This window comes from Sphingobium amiense, from assembly GCF_003967075.1.
GTDB classification, from domain to species: domain Bacteria; phylum Pseudomonadota; class Alphaproteobacteria; order Sphingomonadales; family Sphingomonadaceae; genus Sphingobium; species Sphingobium amiense.
The window spans coordinates 32278-55670 of the sequence record NZ_AP018667.1 but is presented as its reverse complement, the minus strand read 5'-3'; the positions used below and the strand labels follow the sequence as shown (position 1 = coordinate 55670).

The window sequence follows — 23393 nt, the reverse complement described above, 5'->3', positions numbered from 1 at the left end:
GGGAACCTCCCGTCGATCGGTCGGCCCGGCTGCTGGCGGCAATCCCACATGGACATAGCTCTCCCGTTCTCGAAAACAGCGTTTTCGAGTTGACTTCACGTCCGATCTGCGGGAGGCTGTTCCTGCGACAGAACACGGGCTTCCCGCCCATCAGACTTTCCGAGAGCCCGGCCGCCAAGCCGGGCTTTCGTCGTTTTGGCCCTAGCGGTGCCACCCGCTATGATCGCCACGACGAATCGGCGAACGAGTTCGCCGACACCAAAGCCTGTCAGATTCCTATAGCGTTGGGAAGTGTGCTCTATAAGGCTGGTGCAATAGGTCTATTGTCCACGTGTCCACACATTCACACGTGAGCCTGTTCACTTCTCGATTGGCTGATTGTATTTTTGGAGAATGTCGAGGACGGCCTCGGTCAACATCGCCTCGATCGTGCTGTCCTCCTTGACAGCAAGGATCGCGAACGCTCGGGCAACCGCCGGATCAAACCGGCCAGCGATCGATTTCTTGCCGATGCGGTTGCGCTGACGGCGCGGCGCTTCGATCGGCAGCATCGGTTCGTCGGCCTGCGCTGCCGTCCCGGCCGGCTTTCTGGCGTTTGTCGATCGTGCCACCCCCAAGCTCCTAATTTCTGTGTTCACACATTCACATATTCACGCGTGGACAGCTACCGCTCGCCAAACGGATGCTTGCCATGCTGCCGCATAAGAAGGTCGATGGCTTCGCCAAGGAGCGCCTGCAACGTCGTCCCCTGCTCGGCCGCCAGCATATTGAGGCCGCGACTGACCTCAGGGCTGAAATAGGCGCTCACCGCCTTCTTGCCCTGCCGGGTCTGGGCGCGGGTGGCGACCGTCGCCGTCGCCTGGTCTGGGCTGTCGCCGATCGCGCCAGCCTTCTCCGCCCGCTGCTGCTTCATTGCGCCGAACTTGCTCATGCCGCGCCCCGCTCGTTGTTCACTCGTGAACGTGTGGACACGTTCACCTGTTTACTTGTCCACTCCCATAGCGCGGCAACTTCCTCCGCCGCTTTGCCTTCGGGTTCCAGCTCGATCGCGGTTTTCCCCTGCGCCGTGCTGTGATGATAGATCGCCCGCTGGGTGAGCATGACGGGCGCAACGTCCACGCCCATGCCGGCGACGCCATCGCTACCCTCGATCAGCTCGCGGGCATCCCGGTAGGTTGTCGGCGCGCGCTGGGGGCCGCCCATGAACAACACGAACGCGGGTTTGCCGCTCGCCTGCACCAGCTCGGCCGTCATCTCGACGGCTTTGAGGTCGAAGGCTTGCGGACGACACGGAATCAGCACCAGGTCAGCGACCTTGCAGGCTTCCCGCGCCATGATGTCGGCATGGGGCGGGGTGTCGATCACCACCAGGTCGGCCCCCAGTTCGGCGGCCTGCTGAAGCTTGCGGGGCAAGAGGGGAGGGGAGGCACAATCGACCACCTCTAGGTCCGACGATCCGCGCCACTCGCTCCAGTGGCTCGCGGTCGCCTGCGGGTCGGTGTCGAGGATCAACGCGGTAAGCCCCGCACCCGCACCGGCTGCGGCTAGGTGGATCGCCAGAGTCGTCTTGCCCGCGCCGCCTTTCTGGCTGATGACGGTAATGACCTTCATGTGAACCCCTGAACACGTGAACGTGTGGACTTGTGAACACGTTCACGTGTGGACGAATCATGCGCCCACGTCAAGGCGGCGATCCGCTGCGCGGATCCTCTCCCCGCCAGCCGATCGGAACCCGGCAGGGCCAAGACCGCTTGCGGGCTTGGGGAGCGAAGCGACTGAGAGCGGCGGTACCGCGCAGCGGCAGGCGCCAGACCCTATTTGCTGTTCGCGGATTTCGGCGCTCGCCGCGTCGCCACAACAGCCTCGTCGATAAGGGGCTTCCAGACTAGCGGCGGCAGGTCGTCGAACTTGGAACACACCGCCTCGATGGCCTAGTCGAGCATTTCAGGCCGGGAGAAGGTGAAACCCTGCTTGCCCGTCCGCCTTGCGCGGCAGCACGGATACAGACACCTGCACATCGCGATTAAGCCGATCGAGGATCGTCATCAACCGGTCGATGGTGAAGCCCTTGAGCTTGGACTGACGGATGCGCGAAAAATCGGCTGCGGCGACGCCGGTGATCTTCTCGGCCGCACGCACCGTCAGATTGTCGGTCGCCAGCGTCTTGCTGATCTCGGCCGCCAGGATCGCGCGGAGCTGGCGCTGTTCGGGTTCTTTCATACCAAGGTCGGCATAGACGTTGCCGGTGCCTCGGATCATCTCGAAGTCGTCATCGTCGGTCATTGCAGCGCCTCCTTCAAACGCTTGATGCGCTCGCGCACCAGGTCGATTTCCTGCTTCGGGGTGGCGATCCCGCTCTTAGACTTCTTCTGGAAGGCGTGAACCACCCAAATGTCGTCGTCGAGCTGGAGGGCGTAGATCACCCGGAAGGCGTCTCCCCGTTCCTTGATCGCCAGTTCCCATATACCCGAACCCAAACCGGTCATGGGCTTAGCGATGTCTGGCGTGTCACCCTCGGCAATTGCCGTGAGGGCGTCGGTCGCCTGGTCCTGCGCGTCCTCGGGAAAGCGGCCGAACTCTTTAAGCGCGCCCTTGATCCAAGAGATGTTACGCAGGGCTTTCCGATGCATTGGCGCGAATGTAGCTATTTCTCACAACATGGTCAAGGGGGGATGCATCGCTCTCTGACAATGGTTTCATGTGAACCTATGAACACGTGAACGTGTGAACACGCTCACGCGCAAGCAACAACGACCTCGCCTGAACGCGCTTTCGCGCCCGGCCGGGCCGCAATGCCCGGCCCCAAGAGCTGGGTGGGTGGGACAAACAACGCGGCCGCCCCGCTCGGGGCGGCCTCCGCTACGCCGGCAGGCTTAACGAGCTGCGCCCGCCCGGAATGTGCCGGTAGAGCGTCGATGGCTGCACCCCGAGCTGCGCTGCCACCTCCTCGACGGTGATGGTCGGGTCTGCCAGCATGGGGGCGTTTGCGGGAGGGGGCGGAATCCTACGCTAAGGATTTGGGCCAGCGATATTCCCCGGTTAGATTGATGTGTTCCCATCCCAACGGCGAGACGTGGGCGAGTAGATCAGGCGCGATATGGGTACCGCTGGCGGCCCGGGTATTGACGACCTCGCCGAGCTTCATGGTGTTCCAGAATATGATGATGGCGGCGAGCAGGTTCATTCCGGCGATGCGATAGTGCTGGCCTTCGCCGGATCGATCCCGGATTTCACCTCGGCGGTGGAAGCTGATGGCGCGCTTTAGGGCGTGGTGGGCCTCACCCTTGTTGAGGCCGATCTGAGCCTGGCGCTGGAGGCCGGCATCAAGAATCCAGTCGATCATGAACAGGGTTCGCTCGATGCGGCCCACCTCTCGCAATGCGAGGGCCAGCTCATTCTGGCGCGGGTAAGAGGCGAGCTTGCGAAGAATCTGGCTGGGGGCGACGATCCCCGCTGCGATCGTCGCCATGATGCGCAGGATGTCGGGCCAGTTGCGCTCGATGAGCGGTTCATTGATCTTACCTCCGACCAGCGCTCGCACATTGGCCGGCGTCGCGTTGGGCGTGAAGGCATAGAGTCTTTTCTGAGGGAGATCGCGGATACGGGGGGCGAACCTGTAGCCGAGCAAGGCGCAGGCGGCGAACACATGATCGGTGAAGCCGCCCGTGTCGGCAAAATGCTGGCGAACGCGGCGGCCCGCGTCATTCATGAGCAGCCCGTCCAGGATATAGGGAGCCTCGCTGACCGTTGCCGGGATCACCTGGGTTGCGAACGGCGCATATTGATCGGACACATGGCTGTATCCCTTGAGGCCCGGGACGTTGCCATATTTCGCGTTGATCAGATTCATCGCCTCGCCCTGCTCGGTAGCAAGGAAGAACTGCCCGTCGCTGGATGCCGATTGCCCTTGTCCCCAGAAGGCGGCCATGGGCAGGGCGGCGTGGGCCTCCACGATCATGGCGAGCGCCCGATCATAGGCGCTGCCTTCGACATGCCAGCGCGCGATCCGCAGCAATTCCCAGAAGCTGTGCGTGTTGGTCGCCGCCGCCATCTTGCGCAAACCGAGATTGACGCCTTCCGCCAGCAACACGTTCATCAGGCCGATCCGGTCGCTGCAGGGCGCGCCGGTGCGCAGATGCGTGAACGCCTCGGAAAATCCGGTTCGCTCATCGACTTCCAGCAACAGATCGGTGATCCTCGCGGGCGGGAGCTGTTGATAGAGATCGAGCACGAGATCCTCGGCCCCTTCGGGCGTGTCGGCCCTCAGCTTGTCGATGTGCAGCTTGCCGTTCTCGATGATGCCGCCTGGGATCGTGCCGGTTCGCGCCGCGCGGCCAAACTCCTTCAGCCGTGTATCCAGTCGAGCCCTGCGCTCGGCCAGCCATTCGCCGGGTCGCAGCGGCACGGCGAGCCGCGCGGTCTGCTCTATCGCCTGTGGCGGGACCAGAAGCTGCTTGAGGTCGCCATAGCGGCGCGATCCCGCCAACCATATGTCACCGGACCGGAAGGCGTCGCGGATGTGGAACAGCACCGCGATTTCCCAAAGCCGGTGGTCGCCGCTGGGCTCAGCGCGAAGATGACGATGCCATTTCGAGTTGGGACGTAGAAAATCCACCGGCGGATCGACCTTGATCCCGTTACGCAGCATCGCAACGGCCGCCAGAAGAGGCGTGGCGATCGGCGCCGCCTGCATGTCGAGCAGGCGCAGCATCCTGGGCGCGTAGAGGCGGAAACGGTGATAGCCGTCCAGCACACGGCTGAGCGGGTCGGCCGCGAGCACGTTGGTCAGCGCGGAGGCCGTGGCGACAAGGGTTCTGAACCGTTCCCAGCCAGGCCCGGTGGCGATTATCCCGTCCAGGGCCGTGCCATCGTCCTGCGCTCCAAGCAAAGCACCACCGATTTCGGCAAAGGACTTCAGCGTGTCCCGAACGGCCGCCTTTTCGTCGGCGATCCTGGTGTTGCAAAGGCGTTCGGAGGCCCGATAGAGACGGCCTACGATGCGATCGTGGGTCTCCACGATGACATCGGCCAGCGATGACCGCCATTCCAGGGTGCAGACAGCGAGGATCGCAAGCCGCCTGTCTTCGGGCAGATCACGCATGCCGTCGGCGTAATAGCGCTCGCCCTGCCGGCGAAGCCGGGTCACACGATGCGCCGGCACGCCGTCCAGCAAATCCGCCGGAAGATCGAACCTTTGAAGATATTCCAGTCGATCCATCAGCCGGTTAGCGGCTGCTGAATTTGCGCCAACCTCGAACTGTCGCAGCCATACGAAGCGCGTGACGCGACCATCCACCGTATCCTCCAACAGGTGAGCCAAATTCTCGCTCAGGGTTGGCGTGATGCGATGGGCGATAAGATCCTCGATCCGGCGCTCGGCCTCAACCAGCGCATCGGCGCAAAGGCGCTCGATCGTCGAGGAGCCGGGAAGGATCGTGCGGGTGCGGCGACACTCCGCAACGAAGCGACGGGCAAGATCCTCATTCGATGTCGCCGCCTCGGCTTCCCGAGCGATCCATTCGCGCAAATCCCGTGCGCCCCGCCCCGAAAAGGAGCGATAGCCGTAGATTCGGCGAAGGTCCGCCAGATGCTCGTGCCGGGTCTCCTCGCGCGCGGCATAGAGGAGTAGATCGTCGCTGGTCAGGCCGAGCTGGGCCGCGATGAAATCCGATACCTGCGCCGGGATCAACTCGCCAGGAGCGAGCACCCGGCCCGGGTAGCGCAGGACGCACAGTTGCAGCGCGAAGCCAAAACGATTGTGGGCGCGCCGGCGCTGGCGGATATGCCCGAGATCCTCATCGCTGAGGGTATAGTGCCGCAGCAGCTCACCTTGATCGACCGGCAAGTGAAGCAGCGCCTCGCGCTGTCGATCGGTCAGGGTCACGCGACGCGGCATACATGCTCCTTATTCTTTCCGAGCTACGGTTTGAGATAGCTTGATTGAGATGCTGGTTAAGATACACAATAGCCCAATCTTATGTGCTCATGTTCGTCACCGCCTCAAACCTTCGTTTGTGATCCATGCTGATCGGCTACGCCCGCGTGTCCAAAGCCGACGGCTCGCAGTCGCTCGACCTGCAGCACGATGCCCTTCGCGCTGCCGGTGTCGAGCCAGGCAATATCTATGATGATCGTGCATCCGGTAGCCGTGATGATCGCCCCGGTCTTGCCGCCTGCCTGAAATCGTTGCGCGACGGCGATGTCCTCATCGTTTGGAAGCTCGACCGGCTCGGCCGAACGCTCACCCACCTGGTCAGCACGGTGCAGAATCTGTCGGATCGCGGTATCGGTCTGCGGGTGCTCACCGGCAAGGGCGCGCAGATCGACACCACGACGCCATCGGGCCGGATGGTGTTCGGCATTTTTGCCACACTGGCGGAGTTTGAGCGGGATATGATCCGCGAGCGCACCATGGCTGGCCTGGCCGCTGCCCGCGCGCGGGGACGCAAGGGTGGCCGCAAGTTCGCCCTCTCCAAGGCCCAGGTGCGGCTCGCTCAGGCTGCTATGGCCCAACGCGACACGTCCGTTTCCGACCTCTGCAAGGAACTCGGGATCGAGCGCGGGCTCTGTTGCAAAAATCGTGAAGCTTGAGCATGCTTGGCGGAGATTGGACGGACGGAACGATGACGGATTTCAAGTGGCGCCATTTCCAGGGTGATGTGATCCTGTGGGCGGTGCGCTGGTATTGTCGCTATCCGATCAGCTATCGCGACCTTGAGGAAATGCTGGCGGAACGCGGCATTTCGGTCGACCATACGACGATCTATCGCTGGGTCCAGTGCTACGCCCCGGAGATGGAGAAGCGGCTGCGCTGGTTCTGGCGGCGTGGCTTTGATCCGAGCTGGCGCCTGGATGAAACCTACGTCAAGGTGCGGGGCAAGTGGACCTACCTGTACCGGGCAGTCGACAAGCGGGGCGACACGATCGATTTCTACCTGTCGCCGACCCGCAGCGCCAAGGCAGCGAAGCGGTTCCTGGGCAAGGCCCTGCGAGGCCTGAAGCACTGGGAAAAGCCTGCCACGCTCAATACCGACAAAGCGCCGAGCTATGGTGCAGCGATCACCGAATTGAAGCGCGAAGGAAAGCTGGACCGGGAGACGGCCCACCGGCAGGTGAAGTATCTCAATAACGTGATCGAGGCCGATCACGGAAAGCTCAAGATACTGATCAAGCCGGTGCGCGGTTTCAAATCGATCCCCACGGCCTATGCCACGATCAAGGGATTCGAAGTCATGCGAGCCCTGCGCAAAGGACAGGCTCGCCCCTGGTGCCTGCAGCCCGGCATCAGGGGCGAGGTGCGCCTTGTGGAGAGAGCTTTTGGCATTGGGCCCTCGGCGCTGACGGAGGCCATGGGCATGCTCAACCACCATTTCGCAGCAGCCGCCTGATCGGCGCAGAGCGACAGCCTACCTCTGACTGCCGCCAATCTTTGCAACAGAGCCGTCGTTTCATCGCTCACGAGCGGTGCGTACTTGCTGACACCGAAATCCGTGCGCTTGATTCTGCCGGAGGCCTTGAAGCCGAGTGTATAGGCTTTGCTCAGAGGATTGACCGCCGCGGCGTTGAAGCTCGCGTTGAGAGTAACCGGCTTGGTCACGCCATGCAGCGTCAGGTTGCCGGAAATGGTTGCTGTCTTTGGACCGGTCTTGACGACCTTGGTCGAGACGAAATGCATCGTCGGGAACTTGGCAGCATCGAACCAGTCGGCGCTTACCAGCTCTTCATCGAGCGTCTTGTTGGTAGTGGACACCGACGAGACCGGGACGGTGACGTCCAGCCTGGCCGCCGCCAGATTCTTCGGGTTGATCGACAGGCTGCCGCTGGCGCCCGGGAAAGTGCCGTAGAAGTCATTGATGCCGAAATGGTTCACCGAGAACTGCACCTGCGTGTGCGTGCTCTCGACGGTATAGTCACCTGCTTGGACCGCAGTAGCGTCCTGGTTGGCCTGCCCGACGGCCGGAAGGGAAATCGCGAACGCAGCAACGCTCGCCGCGATCGTAAGGACGCGGTTCATTTTGTATTCTCCGATGTTGGAAAAGTGCGCCGGCCCCCTTGACCGGCGCTTTTCGTATTACGCGAAGAGTTTCGCGGCAGTCTTTGCGACGATCTCGCCCTGGTGGCGTGCACCATCCAGCTCGATTTTGCTGGGTTGCCGGCTGCCGTCGCCCCCGGCGATGGTGGTGGCGCCATACGGAGCGCCGCCGACGATCTCGTCAAGCGACATTTGGCCCTGGTGGCTGTAAGGTAGCCCGACGACAACCATGCCGAAGTGCAGCAGGTTGGTGATCAGCGAGAAAAGAGTTGTTTCCTGGCCGCCATGCTGCGTCGCGGTCGAGGTGAACGCTGCGCCGACCTTTCCATTCAGTGCGCCGCGTGCCCACAGACCGCCGGCCTGGTCAAGGAATGCCGCCATCTGCGAGGAAAGGCGCCCGAAACGGGTGCCGGTGCCGATGATGATGGCATCGTAGTTCTCGAGATCGGCAACACTTGCGATGGGCGCAGTCTGGTCGAGCTTAAAGTGATTGTCGCGGGCAACACCGTCTGGCACAGTTTCAGGAACGCGCTTGATGTCGACTTCTGCTCCTGCGGATCGCGCACCTTCGGCAACGGCCTGCGCCATCGTCTCGATGTGTCCGTACGTCGAGTAGTAGAGAACAAGAACCTTCGCCATATCTACGCTCCTGCAAGCTGTGATGAGTTGGTAATGCCGTTTTGGCAGTGATTGGCTTGTTCAGGCACCCGCATAAGTTGGAAGCTTTTGTTCGAGAAAGTCGAAATGTCCGGCTCGCACTTCGCTCGATGTGGGCTATCGTGGATCCGGACGATCGTTCTGCCTCTTTTCGATTTTGTCGAATGAACGCTATGGATTTATCCTTCTAAACAGGATGCTGGCGTGGCGATAAAAAAGACCCGCACAGCTCGAGGGATCGGTCGATCCGAGGCGTGTACAATCAGATCTCAGGAAGATGCGTTATGTCCACTCTCACTCACCCGTCCGAAGGCGTCGACACGGTTGTCGTGCCGAATTCTCGCGATTTGGGAGATGGCTTCTTCGTCCGCCGAGCGCTTCCCTCACCGCAACGCCAGATGGTCGGGCCGTTTATTTTTTTCGACGAGATGGGGCCTGTGGCGTTTCGCGGCGGACAAGGTCTGGATGTCCGACCGCACCCACACATCGGTCTCTCCACGCTCACGTACCTGCTCGAAGGTGAGATAGTTCATCGCGACAGCCTTGGCATTCACCAAACGATCCGCCCCGGCGAAATCAACTGGATGACGGCAGGGCGCGGCATCGTTCACTCAGAGCGCACCGATCTCGACACCCGTAAGAGCGACAGCGTGTTGTCCGGTTTGCAGGTCTGGATAGCGCTGCCGACCGCAGACGAGGAAACCGCCCCGTCTTTCGATCATTTCAAGGCGCAGGAAATCCCGATCGAGGACGAGGGCGGCGTCCGCTTCACGCTGATAGCGGGTCAGTCTGAAGGTCTTCAGTCCCCGGTGAAGACGTTCTCAGACCTTGTCTATGCCGAAATACAGCTACAGCACGGCGCCCGTTACAAGGCCAACGATGAGCACATCGAGCGGGCATTCTACGTCGTAAGCGGGGCAATTGAAGTGGTGGGGCAGACCGGATCGTTCGGGGCAGGGCAACTCGTGGTCTTGAAGCCGCATGCCGAGGTCATCATTCGGGCTTCGGGGCAGACCGGAGTCATGCTGATCGGCGGAGAGCCCTTCCCGGAGGAGCGTCATGTCTACTGGAACCTGGTTTCCTCCCGACCGGACCGTATTGAACAGGCGAAAGAAGACTGGCGACACGATCGCTTCGCACGGGTTCCCGACGAGACAGATTTCATCCCGCTCCCATCCGTTTGACGCGCCCACGAAACATCAATCTCACCACGAAGGCAGGCATCATGTACCTGCCTTCGTGGGAACTTTATCCGACGACGATATGCCCCAGACCCAATGACCATTCCCAAACAGTGACCATCTCGAACAGGTCGGCCAGCTGATACGGATCGTTGGCCATGAAGGTACGCACATCATCGGCGTTGTCGGCTTCGAAGACCAATAGCGTTCCGTGCATCGGACCGTCAGCCCTTTCTCGTAGCGGGCCACCCAGAACGCACCGCATACCCGTCGGAGTGTTTCGGATATAAGCACGATGAAGGTCGCGCGCTTGCAGGCGTCGTGCTTCCATCCCGGGGCGATCAAGTGCTTCGAACACAAAAGTTCCCATAGTTACAAACCTCACTTTGAAAAGGGTACAGGTCGCCGATCGGATTTCATCTGGCGCCTGAAGGAAGCACAGGGACGCGTCCTGTATAATTTGCTCAAAGCTATGTCTGAAAAGACCTTGTTTATGGTGTAGCCATCCTCGCAGGCCCGTCTTCCATATGAAGAACGGATGGTTGAGTTGCACCTGCTTGGCTCGCGCAGCATGCACACAAGGGTACTGACAAAAGCCGGTCAATACTGGGCCCGAGCCGAGACGCTCCTGCGTAAGCATCCCGTGCGCCTGCCGGTTAACGCGGAGCTCGGTACCGATTGCGGTCACCGCCGCGTGCATGCCATGGGCTTAAAACACGACAACCGTCATTGCCTTGAGTACGACCTCGTGCGCCGGTTCGATAATGACCGATTTATCAGCTCTGGCTCAATGGTCAGCCTTTTCAGGAAATCCATTGGTTGTGAAACGGCCGACTAGACGACAATGCGAGTACCGAGCCCCCTCGGTCGCCAAACTCGGTGTGGAATGACAGCTTTCGGATGAACCTGCCGTTCGTCGAAGTATGCGGGGATGGCGGATATGTCCCAGGCGCCCGTGTCCGGCTCTCTACCGGAAACGGGCGCCATCGGGTTCAGATCTCCGTATTTTCGGCGAGGGCAAGAGCATCCTCCACGTCGATTCCGAGGTAGCGTACCGTATTTTCGATCTTGCTATGGCCGAGCAGGATCTGAACGGCGCGAAGGTTGCCGGTGGCCCTATAGATTATCGATGCCTTCGTTCGGCGAAGTGAATGCGTGCCATATTCATTTCGCATGAGACCAACACCTGTTACCCATTCGTCGACAAGCCGCGCATACTGGCGAGTGCTGAGATGCCCATTATGATCAACCCTGCTGGGAAAGACATAATCATCTACCGTGCCCCCGCGCCGATCCAGCCAGGCCAACAGGCTCGCCCGAGCGTCCGGCAGTAACTCGAACTGAACGGGTCTTCCCGTTTTCTGCTGCATCACGATTGCTCGCGTCCGGATCTGTCCGCCGCTGACAATGTCGCCGATCTTCATCTGCACCAGGTCGCAGCCGCGAAGCTTGCTATCGATCGCCAGATCGAACAGCGCCCGATCTCGCAGGCGGCGGCGCTGATTAAGGTAGAAGCGGATCTCCCAGATCTGCTTTGGCTTCAGAGCCCGCTTTGCACCTACGGTCCTTCCGGCATTCCAGACCGGACGCTTGGCGGCGGTGAGTTCGGTTTCAGGCATCTCCATGGTCTTTCTCCTATGGCCAAATTGGCCATTTGAAGAACGCTAGCCGCCGAGGATGTGGACGAAAGGCTTTGAGGCTTTTGCCGACCAGTTTAAGTCATTCCAGCACGGGCGCCGGAATGACGGCTTGCGCCGAAACCGGTCCCTCGCAAGTTTGACAGCTGCCGGTCGGTGACGCGCCCAGTTCGGCCGTCCCTGCAGTCTTGGTCCGCTCCTAACCCGTCCTATTCACCAGACGGGATCTGGTGGTTTGGCGGGAGTGGCATAAGCCTCTGATCTGAATTAGGAACTGGGTGTCGAAGCCGAACCTGCCGCAGGGCAGAAAATGCCACAGGCCACACCCGCCATGAATGACGATATCGCAAGCACATTCCGATTCCCAGCGGCCGGGCGCAAGAAAGTCACAGCCGCTTTCGACGGTGGCCGGCTGACATCGGACGGCGGTGTCCTACTCCTGGCGCAGGCCGAGCGCACGATGGGGATTTGCCAGCGGCTTGCGGCTTGCATTGCCGACTGGCGCGATCCTGCGCGGGTGGTTCATCGCCTCGACGATATCCTGCGCGCCCGCGTGTTCGCGATCGCCTGCGGCTACGAGGACGCCGATGACCTCGACGCCCTGCGCGACGATCCGGGCTTCCGGCTGGCGCTGGGCAAGCTGCCGGGATCGGGTGCGGGGCTGGCCAGTCAGCCGACGATGAGCCGGTGGGAGAACGCACCGACTACGCGCGAACTGGCCAGAATGATGGCCGCGATGATCGACATCTACTGCGCCAGCTATCCCGCCCCGCCCGCGGCGGTGACGCTGGATATCGATGATACCTGCGATGTCGTGCACGGTTATCAGCAGTTGTCGTTCTGGAACGGGCATCATGGCGAGCGCTGTTTCCTGCCGATCCATGTCTACGACACCGCCACCGGCCGGCCGGTGGCGATGCTGCTGCGCACCGGCAAGACACCGTCGGGTGTCGAAGCTGCTGGCCACATCCGGCGCCTGGTGCGTCACATCCGCCGAAACTGGCCGGAAACGCACATCACCATCCGCGGCGACGGGCACTATGGCCGGCCCGAGGTCATGGCCTTCTGCGAGGCGGCCAGCGTCGATTACGTCTTCGGCCTGCCGACCAACGCCGCGCTGCGTGGCGATCCGGTCATCGTCGCTGTCGCCGATGCCTGCGCGGTCAAGCGAGCTCAGCGCCAATATCCGGTCCTGCGCACCTATGCTGAGACCAGCTACGGCGCGAAGAGCTGGAACTGCCAGCGCCGCGTCGTCGCCCGGATCGAGGCCAGCACAATGGGCATGGACATCCGCTATGTCGTCACCTCGCTGGCCAAAGGCTCGGCCGAGCACATCTACGACACGCTCTACTGCGCTCGCGGCAACGCCGAGAACCTGATCAAGCGCCACAAAACTCAGCTCGCCAGCGATCGCACCTCGTGCCGCTCTGCAAACGCCAATCAGATGCGCCTCATCCTGCACACCGCCGCCTACTGGCTCCTGTGGCGCATCCAGCAGGAAATCCCAAAAGCCACCGCACTCGCCGCCGCCGAGTTCGCAACGCTGCGCCTGCGGCTGCTCAAGGTCGCTGCCCGCGTCATAGAAACCGCCACTCGCATCCGCGTCGCCTTCGCGTCAGCCTGCCCGGATGCCAGCGTGTTCAGAGCCATCGCCATCAGCCTCAGACCAGCACCCACATAGCCAGCGCGGCTGTGCCGCCGAATCCCCGAGCCCCAGTCCATCAACCTCGAAAAGCCCATTGCTCCTGCCGCGCTGAAAAACGCCGGCCAAGCCGCTCGCCCAGGTCACGCGGCCACCGACAGATCTAGGCGGACCGCCCCCGAGGAGCAGTCTCATGAATAGGCCGGGCTAAATCCGCCATTTGGCACCCCGCCAGCTGCGGTTATTAATCTTCAGCGATATGGAAGAGCGTCTTTCAGACCTACGCTGATCAACGATTTACGGAGCCTGTGGCAAAAGGTTTGGCCCGCATGGACACGTGATCGACCCAACGCGAGTAGATTAGTCTCTCAAGAAACGATGTAGTTTTGAAATAAAAACCAAGATCCTAAGTCGTATGCCGGAAGCTTGCCCTCAGGAGGAGAGCTGGTCTGATGGGCTTCTGGCACACGACGATGAGCCTCGTAGCGTGTCAGGGTTGCGAGGCTCATAGGTCCGAGTTAGAACGAGAAGCGCGCCCCAAAAAGGATGCGTCGTCCGGCATCGACATAGGCTGACGGCAATCCGCTGGTGAACTGCGTCAATTGCGCCGCATTGAGCAGGTTAACCCCTTCGAGGGTAAGCGATGCATTGTCGGTGATCTTCAGGCTCGCGCTGCCGTCCAGCGTTCCATAGGCGAGCGAGCGGGTGCCCATCGCCTGCGCGGACGAGGGCGACAGCAGGAAGCCGCCGCGCCATGCATAGGACAGCCGGACGCCGGCCGGCCCCTTCTCGTAATAGGCGGTCAGGTTGAAGTTGTTGCGTGAGGCAGCCGTCAGCTGCTCGGGGTCGGAATTGTCGATGAAGGTGTAGTTGGCGGACGCCCCCAGTCCGTCGAACGGTGCGGGGAGGAACGTGAACGCCTGCTGGTAGAACAGTTCGAACCCCTTCACCGTCACGCCGCTGCCGTTGACGATGCGGCTGACGTTGAAGTTGAGGTTCGAGGTGGACGTTTCTCCGCTGGCGCGGATGATCTGCACGGGCAGGCTCTGCACCACGATCTCGCTGCGGATCAGCGAGACGATATCCTTGTAAAACGCCGATGCGCCCAGGACGCCGCCTTGCGCGAAGGGCTCTGTTGCAAAGATTGGCGGCAGTCAGAGGTAGGCTGTCGCTCTGCGCCGATCAGGCGGCTGCTGCGAAATGGTGGTTGAGCATGCCCATGGCCTCCGTCAGCGCCGAGGGCCCAATGCCAAAAGCTCTCTCCACAAGGCGCACCTCGCCCCTGATGCCGGGCTGCAGGCACCAGGGGCGAGCCTGTCCTTTGCGCAGGGCTCGCATGACTTCGAATCCCTTGATCGTGGCATAGGCCGTGGGGATCGATTTGAAACCGCGCACCGGCTTGATCAGTATCTTGAGCTTTCCGTGATCGGCCTCGATCACGTTATTGAGATACTTCACCTGCCGGTGGGCCGTCTCCCGGTCCAGCTTTCCTTCGCGCTTCAATTCGGTGATCGCTGCACCATAGCTCGGCGCTTTGTCGGTATTGAGCGTGGCAGGCTTTTCCCAGTGCTTCAGGCCTCGCAGGGCCTTGCCCAGGAACCGCTTCGCTGCCTTGGCGCTGCGGGTCGGCGACAGGTAGAAATCGATCGTGTCGCCCCGCTTGTCGACTGCCCGGTACAGGTAGGTCCACTTGCCCCGCACCTTGACGTAGGTTTCATCCAGGCGCCAGCTCGGATCAAAGCCACGCCGCCAGAACCAGCGCAGCCGCTTCTCCATCTCCGGGGCGTAGCACTGGACCCAGCGATAGATCGTCGTATGGTCGACCGAAATGCCGCGTTCCGCCAGCATTTCCTCAAGGTCGCGATAGCTGATCGGATAGCGACAATACCAGCGCACCGCCCACAGGATCACATCACCCTGGAAATGGCGCCACTTGAAATCCGTCATCGTTCCGTCCGTCCAATCTCCGCCAAGCATGCTCAAGCTTCACGATTTTTGCAACAGAGCCGAAACGACGATTACGATTACTTCGGCCTTTGAAAAGAAGGCAAATTAATTCTCTAGGTCGGCACTCTTCGCGCCCCCTCTCAGCTGAGCGTGTCGGCCCGTGTGATGCCCGTCTCTCCGGAGCGGGCATCACACTTTTTCAGGACATTATCATGCGTCAACGCACCCGCTATTCTGCGGTAGCGATGCTTCTGCATTGGAGCATTGCCGCCCTCATCATTGCGAACCTGTTCCTGGGTTGGCGCATGGGCTTCCTGAAGGGCCTTGCGCAGTTCGACATGTTCCAGCTCCACAAGTCCGTGGGTATTACCGTGCTGGTTCTCAGCATCGTTCGTCTGGTTTGGCGGATGCTCAATCCGGTCCCGCCGCTGCCGGCGGGAATGAAGGGCTGGGAAGTGGCAGCCGCCCATGTGACGCACTGGGCGTTTTACGGTTTGATGATCGGTCTGCCCCTGACGGGATGGGCTGTCGTGTCTGTCAGCCCTTGGAATATTCCAACACTGCTTTGGCACACGATCCCGTGGCCACACATCGGCCTTCTCCATGACCTTCCGATCAACGCCAAGCAGGCTGTCGAGAAGGTCGGCGGGAGCATTCACATGTATTTCGCCTTTGGCGGCACTGCCCTGATTGTGATGCACATCGGCGCCGCGTTGAAGCACCAGTTCATCTCCCGCGACGGCGTTTTGGGACGGATGGTCCCGGGCCTGCGGTCCACCCCCCATACTTCATCCGAGGCATAAGATCATGCGCGCCATCTTTCTCTATCCCATCGCCGCAACCGCACTGGCGGCATCGCTTCTCAACGCTCCCGCTGTGGCAGCCCCTGCGCCGACTTGGACGGTCAACAAGGCCCAATCGCGATTGGGCTTCCAGGCCAGCATGAACGGCCAGGCCATCAGCGGGGCATTCCGGCGCTTTGATGCGCGTATCGCGTTCGATCCCGCCAACCTTTCTGGCTCCAGCGTAGTTGCAGTGATCGATACAGGTTCGGCTGCCACCGGCGATGCCACGCGCGACGAATCGCTGCCAACGCCTGACTGGTTCAATACCAAGGTCTTTCCCCGCGCTACCTTCACCTCCAAGTCGTTCAAGAGCCTGGGCGGCAATCGCTATCAGGCAGCGGGCACGCTCAATATCCGCGGTGTTAATCGTCCGGTCGTCCTGCCATTCCAGCTGAACATCAATAGAGGGGAGGCCAGGATGCAGGGATCGCTCGTGATCGACCGCCGCTGGTTCGGGGTTGGACGGGGACAGTTCGCCTCCACTGACGCAGTGGCTGCCAATGTTCGCGTAAATGTGACTATTCAGGCCGCTCGCGCGAAATAGACGGTACGGCTCACCGAGCTACCGTTCCCCGACCACTGTGCGGCCTGACGGTGTGGCTCCAGCAAAGCTCGGTGAGTTTGATACATGCAGATATCCCCAACCTTTCAGTGGCCCTGCCGCTGGAAGGTTGGGGATATCTGCAGGTTGAAATACGGATGCACATTGCACCGCTATCTCGACACTCAGCATTCCATCGACGGCGCCTGGCAGGACGCTCCGACGGCCGCACGCTTCTCGTTGAGAACCCGGCGACCGGCGCCTAGATCTGGGCCCGGCTCATGCCGGCACGACCGATCTTGCCTGCGCACATGATGCAGCGCAGGTCCGGAGCCCGGTGCGACTATACGACGGCAGCGAGCGCAGGACATTGTCCGCCTGCTAACTCAGTAGCAGGGCAGGCCGCTGACCGAGGCCAAGCGTAAAGCGCTGGCCCTTCCCGAAATCATTGAATGCTAAAGAGGGCTAGGTCACTAAAGGCGGACTGGAGGCGCTTGAAAGATCGCGCGGTTGTCATCGACAAAGTCGAAGGAGCGCGCCTGGCAAGCCCCGAGGCCTGCGAGGCGCGCTCCTGCACTCCTGCGATGGCGGTTACCTAGGCCGGTTTCGCTTCCCCGACGCGCACGAGACGGTCCACATCTTCATAGACAGGTACTGCGTCGAGGCGGCTGTCATCGCATGCACCATCGATGCACGTGCCGTCGTCAGGGCGAAACCGAGCGAAGTGCTGCACGCAAACGATCACGCCATCGACCATGAACTGATCCAGCTCGTGATTGAGCGGTAGCGAGAAGTGTGGGCACAGGTTCAGGTAGCCGCGCAGAACGCCTTCGTGGCGAATGACGAACATGCGGAACATATTGCGGCCACGTCCGAAATGAAACTCCCTTGCCCGACCTTCCTCGATCTCGACAGCGGGGCAAAGTTCGGTGCCAATGGCAGGTGCATGGGGGCGCAGCCGCCAGTAGTCGCGGATGGTCTCGGCCTCCATCCCTTCTTATGCTCCAGCCAAGCGGAAGTCATAATCGATGGCCAGCCTATCCCCGTCAGGCCGGGGGTGAACGACAAGGTCGGGTTTGACGCCGAACACTGCGTCGCTTTTCAGATAGTCATCGCCTGCAACGAAGATATGCGTGACGAGGCGGCGATAGCCCGGTGCGCTTATCATGAAGTGAATGTGGGCGGGCCGGTTCGGATGGCGGCCCAGCGCGCCGAGCATCCTGCCGACAGGCCCATCGGCAGGGATCGGATAGCTGACTGGCAGCACCGTCTGGAAGCTGTAGCTGCCATCCGGGGTCGAACGGAAGCTGGCCCTCAGATGGCCTTCTGGCTGGCCCTGGTCCTGCACGTCGTAGAGGCCGCAGGGCGCGGTCTGCCAGACTTCGATGAGGGCGCCTTCGATCGGATTTCCGTCCTGGTCGGCGATACTGCCCGAGACGAGCGTTGCATCCCCGTCTTCCGGGCGCAGCAGGATCGAGGCACCGGTTGCCAACTCACGTTGGATGCCGGAATAGAAAGGCCCAAACACGGTCGAAGGCGTGACCACGTCACCGTCGTTATGGTTGATCGCATCCACCAGCATGGACACGCCCAACGTATCCGAGAGCAGGATGAATTCCTGACGGCTGCCGGAGCAGATCTGCCCCGTCGCCGTCAGGAATTCTACCGCTGCCAGCCATTCCTCTTCAGTCAGACGCGTTTCGCGTACGGCCGCGTGGAGATGGCGGACAAGGACAGTCATGATTTCACGCAGGCGCGGGTTGGGAGCCGCAGCCATGGCATCGATGACGGCCTCGGTAAGCTCTGGGAAGATCGCACCTTTCATGATGCCGGACGCTCGCCGGCCCACGCACGGGCGATCAAATTTCGCAGATCGTCGCGTTCGAGCGACCTGGGATTCCAGTAGGCGTTCTCGACCGCCTGGTCCGCCGCCTTGTCGATGCCGTCTTCCGGCATGCCAAGTTCGCGCAACGATGCCGGCGCGTTGACCGCACGACCAAGAACGAATAGCGCCTGCGCCGGATCGTCATTCTTCAACGCCTTGCGCAGCACGTCAATGGAGTCCGGGATCGCGGGGGCGTTGTAGGCCAGCGCATGAGGCAGCACTACCGTGTGCGTTTCGGCGTGGGGCAGATCGAAAGTGCCGCCCAGCGTGTGGCAAAGTTTGTGATGCAGAGCCATGCCCACGGACCCAAGTACGGTGCCGCACAGCCATGCTCCGTAAAGCGCCTGGCTGCGGGCATCGACGTCGTCGGCCTTACGCGCGATTGTCGGCAGGGCCTCGGCCAGAGCCTCGATCCCTGCTGCGGCGAGCATCCGCATGACCGGGTTGGTATCCTTCGCGTAGAGGCCTTCCACCGCGTGCGCGATGGCGTTGATACCGCTGGTGCCCGACATTCCGACCGGCAGACCAAGCGTCAGGTCGACGTCGTAGATGACGAGTTCGGGCAGCACTTTGGGGCTCTTGAGCGTGGTCTTGCGCCCATTCTCCGTCTGGCCCAGGATCGGGGTCATTTCCGATCCGGCATACGTGGTGGGAACAGCTACCTGTGGCAGATCAGTGCGCAGCGCGATCGCCTTGGCCAGACCGATGGTGGAGCCGCCGCCGAAGGCGACCAGGCAATCCGCCTCGCTCGCCTCGATGTGCTTCAGCGCCGTGTCCGTCACTTCGACGGGAGTGTGCATGGTCGCCCCATCGAAGACACCGATGATGCTCTCCACCCCTCGGGTCAGCGCTTGCGCCTGCTCTGCCTGGTTGGGCGTGGAAAGCAGTAGCGCGCGCGTGCCTCCGACGGTTGCGATGGCCTCTTCCAGCCGGGAGATCGATCCCTGGCCAAAGAAGACGTGCGCGGTCTGACCGCAGTAAATGAAATCCTGCATGGTCTTCAGCGCTTGTAGAACGGCGGGAGATTGGCGTCGACGTTGACCCAGACCGATTTGGGCTGAGTGTACTCGCGCATCGCCTCGAAGCCCATTTCACGGCCATACCCAGACATGCCGACGCCGCCGAACGGCGAGGCGGGGTGGACGCGCTTGTAGCAGTTGATCCAGACCATGCCGGCGTGCAGCTTCTTCGCGAAGAGATGCGCGCGGGTAAGATCGTTGGTCCACAGGCCGGCGCCCAGGCCGTAGTCGGTGCCGTTGGCGATAGCGAGCGCCTCCTCATCATCCTTGAAGGTCAGGATGGTGACGAAGGGGCCGAAGACTTCTTCCTGCGCGACGCGATCGGTAGCCTTGGCGCGCACGATGGTCGGCTCCACGAAGCAACCCTTCGCGTATGCCTCGCCCTCGGGAACCTTTCCTCCGGCCAGGACCGCGCCGCCTTCTTCTTTGGCGACCTCGACGAAGGACAACACGCGCTGCTGGTGCAGTCGCGAGGTTAGCGGGCCCATCTCGGTCTCCGGGTCGAGCGGGTCGCCAATGCGGATCGACTTGGCCAGAGCGGTAAAGCGCTCGATGACCTCATCGGCAATGGATTCATGCACGATCATGCGCGAGCCTGCGATGCAGGCCTGGCCCTGGTTGTGGAAGATCGCGAAGGCCGAACCGCCAATAGCGGCGGGGATGTTGGCGTCCGCGAAGATGATGTTCGGACCCTTGCCGCCGAGTTCGAGCTGGATCTTCTTGAGGTTCGAAACCGAGGCCTCGACGATCCGGCGCCCCGTGGCGGTGGAGCCGGTGAAGGCGACCTTGCCAATGCGGGGGTGTTCGGCGATGCGCTGCCCCGCGGTGTGGCCATAGCCGGTGACGATGTTGATGACGCCGGCGGGAATACCGACTTCCATCATCAACTCGCCAATGCGCAGCGTGGACAGCGGAGTGATTTCCGAAGGCTTGATGACCATCGTGTTGCCGGCAGCCAGGGCCGGGCCCATCTTCCAGCTGGTGAACATCAGCGGGAAGTTCCAAGGCACGATGGCACCGACTACACCGATCGGCTCACGCTCGACATAGTTCAGGAACCCGGCATCGACCGGTACCACCGAACCTTCGAGCTTGTCGGCCATGCCGCCGAAATAACGGAAGCACAGCGCTGTGCGCGGAACGTCGAGCGAGAGGCAGTCGCGGATCGGATGGCCGGTGTCGGTCGCCTCCAGACGGGCGAGATCGGCGGTTTCCTCCTCGATGCGGTCGGCGAGCTTAAGCAGCAGGCGGCCGCGCTCGTGTGCGGGCAGCGCTCGCCATGCTGGCAGTGCCGCTTCTGCGGCCGCGACGGCCCGATCGACATCTTCCGCCGTGGCCTCTGCGATGTGGGCGATTATGCTGCCATCGTAGGGGTTCTCTACCGGGATCGTGGTGCCTGCCGAGCCATCCACCCATTCACCGCCGATCAGCAGCTTGGTCTGGATGGTCTTGAGAGTCTTCGGGTCGTCGAGGGCCATGGGGATCGCTCCTTTAGAAGAGGAAGAAGGCATTCAGCAGGCCGGTGAGCTGCTGGTCCTTGGAGTAGTTGTCGAACAGACGGCCAGGGCCATCGTGGATGTCGTAGCGGGCCTCGGCGCGGAGGCGGATGGCCGGGGTCAGTTGGTACTCGACATTGCCGGTGGCCGCGTAGACGTCACCGCGCACCCCGGCCCAGAGCGCATGAGCGCCCTGTTCGTCGGTGAACCATTCGGCGCGGCCATTGACGCTAACTTTGTCGCTCAGGCTATAGCGCGCGCCCAGGTTGGCGCCGTACCACCGTGCCTTGGGTGATCGCCCAAGGCACGAATGCGATGTCACCGGCCTCCTGCTGACCATAGCTGGCTTCCATCGCCACCTGAAACTTCGGGCTGAGGCTGTGACTGACGGTCAGGAAGCTGGAAAGGCGGCCAAGGTACTTGCCGGTGGAGCTGAGCGCGAAATAGGGGGAACCGCCTCGGCCCGGTGCGGGGCCGAAGTCGTTCTCGCCATTGCCATAGATAGCTTCGAGATCAACCCAGGTGCGCATGTCCGCGCTGCGCCAGCGCAGGCCACCGATGAAATCGAGATTCTTGTTGCGGTTGTCCCAGTCGTTCCAACCCAGCACGACACCATAATCGACTGAGAAATGGCCTGCTGGCCCACTCGCTACGCGTGTCTGCGCCAGCGCGCCGACGTGCTTGGCAGGACCGTGCTGGAAGCCATACGTGTGGGTGGCGAACCAGTTGGGCGGATTGAAAGCGTTTTCGAGCGGGGTCTGGAAACTGCCGATCATCACGCTCGTTCCTTTCAGGAACGGCAGGTAGATGTCGGCATAGGCCTGCGTTACCCCGAGCTTGAGATCCTTGTTGCGATCGAAGTGGAAATCGCCGTCGAGCCCAGACAGCTTGAGGAACTGCACGTCCTGCCCATAGATCGCGGTCACGTTGAAATCGACGGTGACGTGTTCGGGCGTGGGACCAGGAAATGGTCCGACACGGTTGTGAACGCCAGCCCCCGGCCCGAACGAGAACGGTGGGCAAGCCCGGCCGCTACATAGCATGACGCCCAGCTGGTTGAGATTGAGGCCGCGCTCGGTGTTGAAGAAAGCTGCGGGCGACACGTCCTTGCTGTCGTTGGTGGAGGTGACGGCCGAAGCCTCTCCCCATCCCAGCAGCATTATCTTATGGCTTTCCAGGCCGTCACCCAGCACGGCGCGCGCCAGAGCACCAGCCGGATTGGATGCTACAGCCGAGCCCGCATTTGGCGGGGACTCATCAGCGGCGGCAGGAGCGGGTGGGCCCACTTTCTGCGGCGCAGAGGCCTCTTGTGCGGTGGCAGGAAAAGCCATCAATACTCCAAGGCCCGCACCGATGAGCGCGAGCGAAACACCTTTCTTCATATCCATCCCCCCTCGGGAACGGCCCGGCTCAACTGGCCGGGTCCGTCCGTGTGTTTTCAAAAGTTCAGAAAGTGACCGGGACCACCGGTGCGGTGCCGTCGGCGATCATCTGCGGGATCTTTGGCGAACCATTTTCCCAGACCAGCAACATCGAGCGCTTGGTCGAATAGCCCTGGTGCCGGATATCGGCCGGCATGCAGCAGATATCACCGGCCCGGGCGGTGACGCGGGCGCGCGGCTTGCCGCTTTCCTTGTCCTTCACGTCCCAGACGATCTCGTCCGAAAGCTGCAGGAACCATTCGCATCGATCATTGCCATGCTCGACCGGCAGAATGAATTCCTCAGAGGTGGGGCAGAACAGACTGTCACCCACCACCGAGCAGACGCTGGGGTTCCAGGTTACGTCAGAACGCGACAGATAGCCGAACAGGTTGTACGCGCTCACTTCAGCTTCGAAGCCTGGCTCGGCCTCGACCACCGGCTGCTCTTGCGGAACGTCGGCAAACTGGCGATTGACGGGAAAGCCATTGGCGTCGGTGCGGACCGGGGTATCGCCCGGCAGACCGACCATGCGCCGCGCAGTAACGCGCTGACGACTGATCGCTTCATCGTTGTTGCCGTTCTTGATGCCCCAGGGCAGGCCAGTTTCCATCGGCGCGGCAAAGGGATCGTAGCCTTCGACGGTCCAGTCCGAGAGAATGTCCTTGAACACGGCCATCAGGGCGCTCGACTTGAAGCGTTCTTCATGGTCGCGACCGGCGTTGCGATACGCATCGTTGAAGCGGCCAGCGAACATCGTCACTTCACCGTAGTGATTGATGGTGCCGAAGACGTGGTCGAAGTTCACGACACCGTAGAAGAAGCCCCAGGCCACGTCGCGCATCATCGCACGCAGGAAGGCGTCGATCGGGATGATGTGCGATCCGCCGGGCCAGGTCAGACGCGCGAAGTATTCGTCACGCGTGAACGTGAAACCACCGGCGCGAAACGAGCGGTAGCCCGTCTCATTGTTGATAGCCAGATGCTCGGTATCGGTGCGTGCTTTGCTATCACCGAAATCGATGATCTCAAGTGCTTCGGACATAGCCATGATTGGTCTCTCCAACTTTCTCGTGATTGGGAAGGACAG

At 61.6% G+C, this 23393-nt stretch carries 24 protein-coding genes and 2 pseudogenes; 7 read left to right on the top strand and 19 right to left on the bottom strand.

Features of this window, described 5'->3' with window-relative positions; translation table 11 throughout:
* Positions 1 to 359: 359 nt before the first annotated feature.
* From SAMIE_RS22765 to SAMIE_RS22735, 6 genes are all read right to left on the bottom strand, one after another.
* On the bottom strand, positions 360 to 551 hold the full coding sequence (locus SAMIE_RS22765; protein WP_010189081.1) for a ribbon-helix-helix domain-containing protein: 192 nt from the start codon (positions 549 to 551) through the stop codon (positions 360 to 362).
* Positions 552 to 664: 113 nt separating this feature from the next.
* The gene (locus SAMIE_RS22760; RefSeq protein WP_066704224.1) at positions 665 to 931 is read right to left on the bottom strand and encodes a ribbon-helix-helix domain-containing protein; all 267 of its coding nucleotides are present in this window, start codon (positions 929 to 931) and stop codon (positions 665 to 667) included.
* Positions 928 to 1611, bottom strand: a complete 684-nt coding sequence (gene parA / locus SAMIE_RS22755) for a ParA family partition ATPase (RefSeq protein ID WP_066704229.1) — start codon at positions 1609 to 1611, stop codon at positions 928 to 930. Before parA ends, SAMIE_RS22760 begins: the two co-directional genes overlap by 4 nt.
* Before the next feature lie 333 nt (positions 1612 to 1944).
* On the bottom strand, positions 1945 to 2283 hold the full coding sequence (locus tag SAMIE_RS22750; protein ID WP_066704232.1) for a helix-turn-helix domain-containing protein: 339 nt from the start codon (positions 2281 to 2283) through the stop codon (positions 1945 to 1947).
* Positions 2280 to 2630: a type II toxin-antitoxin system RelE/ParE family toxin gene (locus tag SAMIE_RS22745; protein WP_066704234.1), complete on the bottom strand. Its 351-nt coding sequence runs from the start codon at positions 2628 to 2630 to the stop codon at positions 2280 to 2282. The genes SAMIE_RS22750 and SAMIE_RS22745 overlap by 4 nt, the downstream gene beginning before the upstream one ends.
* Positions 2631 to 3004: 374 nt before the next feature.
* Entirely contained in the window at positions 3005 to 5896 is a 2892-nt protein-coding gene (locus SAMIE_RS22735) for a Tn3 family transposase (protein ID WP_016746447.1), read from the bottom strand.
* Positions 5897 to 6021: 125 nt separating this feature from the next.
* Here SAMIE_RS22735 and SAMIE_RS22730 point away from each other — a divergent pair.
* Positions 6022 to 6561: pseudogene (locus tag SAMIE_RS22730) on the top strand (recombinase family protein); the annotation flags it as partial.
* A 62-nt stretch (positions 6562 to 6623) separates the two neighbouring features.
* Positions 6624 to 7388 (top strand): IS6-like element IS6100 family transposase, encoded by a 765-nt coding sequence (locus SAMIE_RS22720; protein WP_001389365.1) that lies wholly within the window; start codon positions 6624 to 6626, stop codon positions 7386 to 7388.
* A gap of 68 nt (positions 7389 to 7456) precedes the next feature.
* Here the strand turns inward: SAMIE_RS22720 and SAMIE_RS22715 are convergent.
* Positions 7457 to 8014 (bottom strand): annotated as a pseudogene (locus SAMIE_RS22715) (YceI family protein); the annotation flags it as partial.
* Between the two features lie 57 nt (positions 8015 to 8071).
* On the bottom strand, positions 8072 to 8671 hold the full coding sequence (wrbA, locus tag SAMIE_RS22710) for an NAD(P)H:quinone oxidoreductase (protein WP_066522345.1): 600 nt from the start codon (positions 8669 to 8671) through the stop codon (positions 8072 to 8074).
* Positions 8672 to 8973: 302 nt separating this feature from the next.
* On the opposite strand from wrbA, the gene SAMIE_RS22705 reads away from it, so the two are divergent.
* Positions 8974 to 9873, top strand: coding sequence for a pirin family protein (locus SAMIE_RS22705; RefSeq protein WP_066522347.1), 900 nt, complete (start codon positions 8974 to 8976; stop codon positions 9871 to 9873).
* 64 nt (positions 9874 to 9937) lie between these two features.
* On the opposite strand, the gene SAMIE_RS22700 is transcribed toward SAMIE_RS22705, so the two are convergent.
* Positions 9938 to 10240 (bottom strand): YciI family protein, encoded by a 303-nt coding sequence (locus tag SAMIE_RS22700; protein ID WP_066522351.1) that lies wholly within the window; start codon positions 10238 to 10240, stop codon positions 9938 to 9940.
* Positions 10241 to 10408: 168 nt separating this feature from the next.
* On the opposite strand from SAMIE_RS22700, the gene SAMIE_RS23210 reads away from it, so the two are divergent.
* Complete coding sequence (locus SAMIE_RS23210) at positions 10409 to 10708, top strand: hypothetical protein (protein ID WP_123905560.1); 300 nt, start codon at positions 10409 to 10411, stop codon at positions 10706 to 10708.
* A 154-nt stretch (positions 10709 to 10862) separates the two neighbouring features.
* Here the strand turns inward: SAMIE_RS23210 and SAMIE_RS22695 are convergent, their stop codons facing one another.
* Positions 10863 to 11495: a tyrosine-type recombinase/integrase gene (locus SAMIE_RS22695; RefSeq protein WP_066522348.1), complete on the bottom strand. Its 633-nt coding sequence runs from the start codon at positions 11493 to 11495 to the stop codon at positions 10863 to 10865.
* A 343-nt stretch (positions 11496 to 11838) separates the two neighbouring features.
* On the opposite strand from SAMIE_RS22695, the gene SAMIE_RS22690 reads away from it, so the two are divergent.
* Positions 11839 to 13188 carry an IS1380 family transposase gene (locus tag SAMIE_RS22690; RefSeq protein WP_162849047.1) on the top strand — a complete coding sequence of 450 codons (1350 nt, stop codon included), beginning with the start codon at positions 11839 to 11841 and terminating at the stop codon, positions 13186 to 13188.
* A gap of 479 nt (positions 13189 to 13667) precedes the next feature.
* Here the strand turns inward: SAMIE_RS22690 and SAMIE_RS22685 are convergent, their stop codons facing one another.
* Together SAMIE_RS22685 and SAMIE_RS22675 are read right to left on the bottom strand one after the other, a co-directional pair.
* Positions 13668 to 14204: a TonB-dependent receptor domain-containing protein gene (locus tag SAMIE_RS22685; protein ID WP_232037499.1), complete on the bottom strand. Its 537-nt coding sequence runs from the start codon at positions 14202 to 14204 to the stop codon at positions 13668 to 13670.
* A gap of 127 nt (positions 14205 to 14331) precedes the next feature.
* Positions 14332 to 15096, bottom strand: coding sequence for an IS6-like element IS6100 family transposase (locus SAMIE_RS22675; RefSeq protein ID WP_001389365.1), 765 nt, complete (start codon positions 15094 to 15096; stop codon positions 14332 to 14334).
* Between the two features lie 212 nt (positions 15097 to 15308).
* Here SAMIE_RS22675 and SAMIE_RS22665 point away from each other — a divergent pair, with 212 nt between their 5' ends.
* Together SAMIE_RS22665 and SAMIE_RS22660 are read left to right on the top strand one after the other, a co-directional pair.
* Entirely contained in the window at positions 15309 to 15899 is a 591-nt protein-coding gene (locus SAMIE_RS22665) for a cytochrome b (RefSeq protein ID WP_066522461.1), read from the top strand.
* Positions 15900 to 15903: 4 nt separating this feature from the next.
* Positions 15904 to 16485: a YceI family protein gene (locus SAMIE_RS22660; protein WP_066522462.1), complete on the top strand. Its 582-nt coding sequence runs from the start codon at positions 15904 to 15906 to the stop codon at positions 16483 to 16485.
* A gap of 592 nt (positions 16486 to 17077) precedes the next feature.
* Here SAMIE_RS22660 and SAMIE_RS22655 read toward each other — a convergent pair.
* The 7 genes from SAMIE_RS22655 to SAMIE_RS22625 all read right to left on the bottom strand — a co-directional run bounded on the left by SAMIE_RS22655 (position 17078) and on the right by SAMIE_RS22625 (position 23354).
* Positions 17078 to 17473 (bottom strand): Rieske (2Fe-2S) protein, encoded by a 396-nt coding sequence (locus SAMIE_RS22655; protein ID WP_066521108.1) that lies wholly within the window; start codon positions 17471 to 17473, stop codon positions 17078 to 17080.
* A 6-nt stretch (positions 17474 to 17479) separates the two neighbouring features.
* Positions 17480 to 18307 (bottom strand): dioxygenase family protein, encoded by an 828-nt coding sequence (locus SAMIE_RS22650; RefSeq protein WP_066521113.1) that lies wholly within the window; start codon positions 18305 to 18307, stop codon positions 17480 to 17482.
* Positions 18304 to 19362 carry a maleylacetate reductase gene (locus SAMIE_RS22645; protein WP_066521105.1) on the bottom strand — a complete coding sequence of 353 codons (1059 nt, stop codon included), beginning with the start codon at positions 19360 to 19362 and terminating at the stop codon, positions 18304 to 18306. Before SAMIE_RS22645 ends, SAMIE_RS22650 begins: the two co-directional genes overlap by 4 nt.
* A gap of 5 nt (positions 19363 to 19367) precedes the next feature.
* Complete coding sequence (locus SAMIE_RS22640) at positions 19368 to 20831, bottom strand: aldehyde dehydrogenase family protein (RefSeq protein ID WP_066521111.1); 1464 nt, start codon at positions 20829 to 20831, stop codon at positions 19368 to 19370.
* Positions 20832 to 20877: 46 nt separating this feature from the next.
* Entirely contained in the window at positions 20878 to 21222 is a 345-nt protein-coding gene (locus tag SAMIE_RS24030; RefSeq protein ID WP_083949188.1) for an outer membrane beta-barrel protein, read from the bottom strand.
* Positions 21131 to 22264, bottom strand: a complete 1134-nt coding sequence (locus tag SAMIE_RS24025) for an outer membrane beta-barrel protein (RefSeq protein ID WP_162849118.1) — start codon at positions 22262 to 22264, stop codon at positions 21131 to 21133. The genes SAMIE_RS24030 and SAMIE_RS24025 overlap by 92 nt, the downstream gene beginning before the upstream one ends.
* Before the next feature lie 64 nt (positions 22265 to 22328).
* Positions 22329 to 23354, bottom strand: coding sequence for a hydroxyquinol 1,2-dioxygenase (locus SAMIE_RS22625; RefSeq protein WP_066521100.1), 1026 nt, complete (start codon positions 23352 to 23354; stop codon positions 22329 to 22331).
* Between the last annotated feature and the right edge of the window lie 39 nt (positions 23355 to 23393).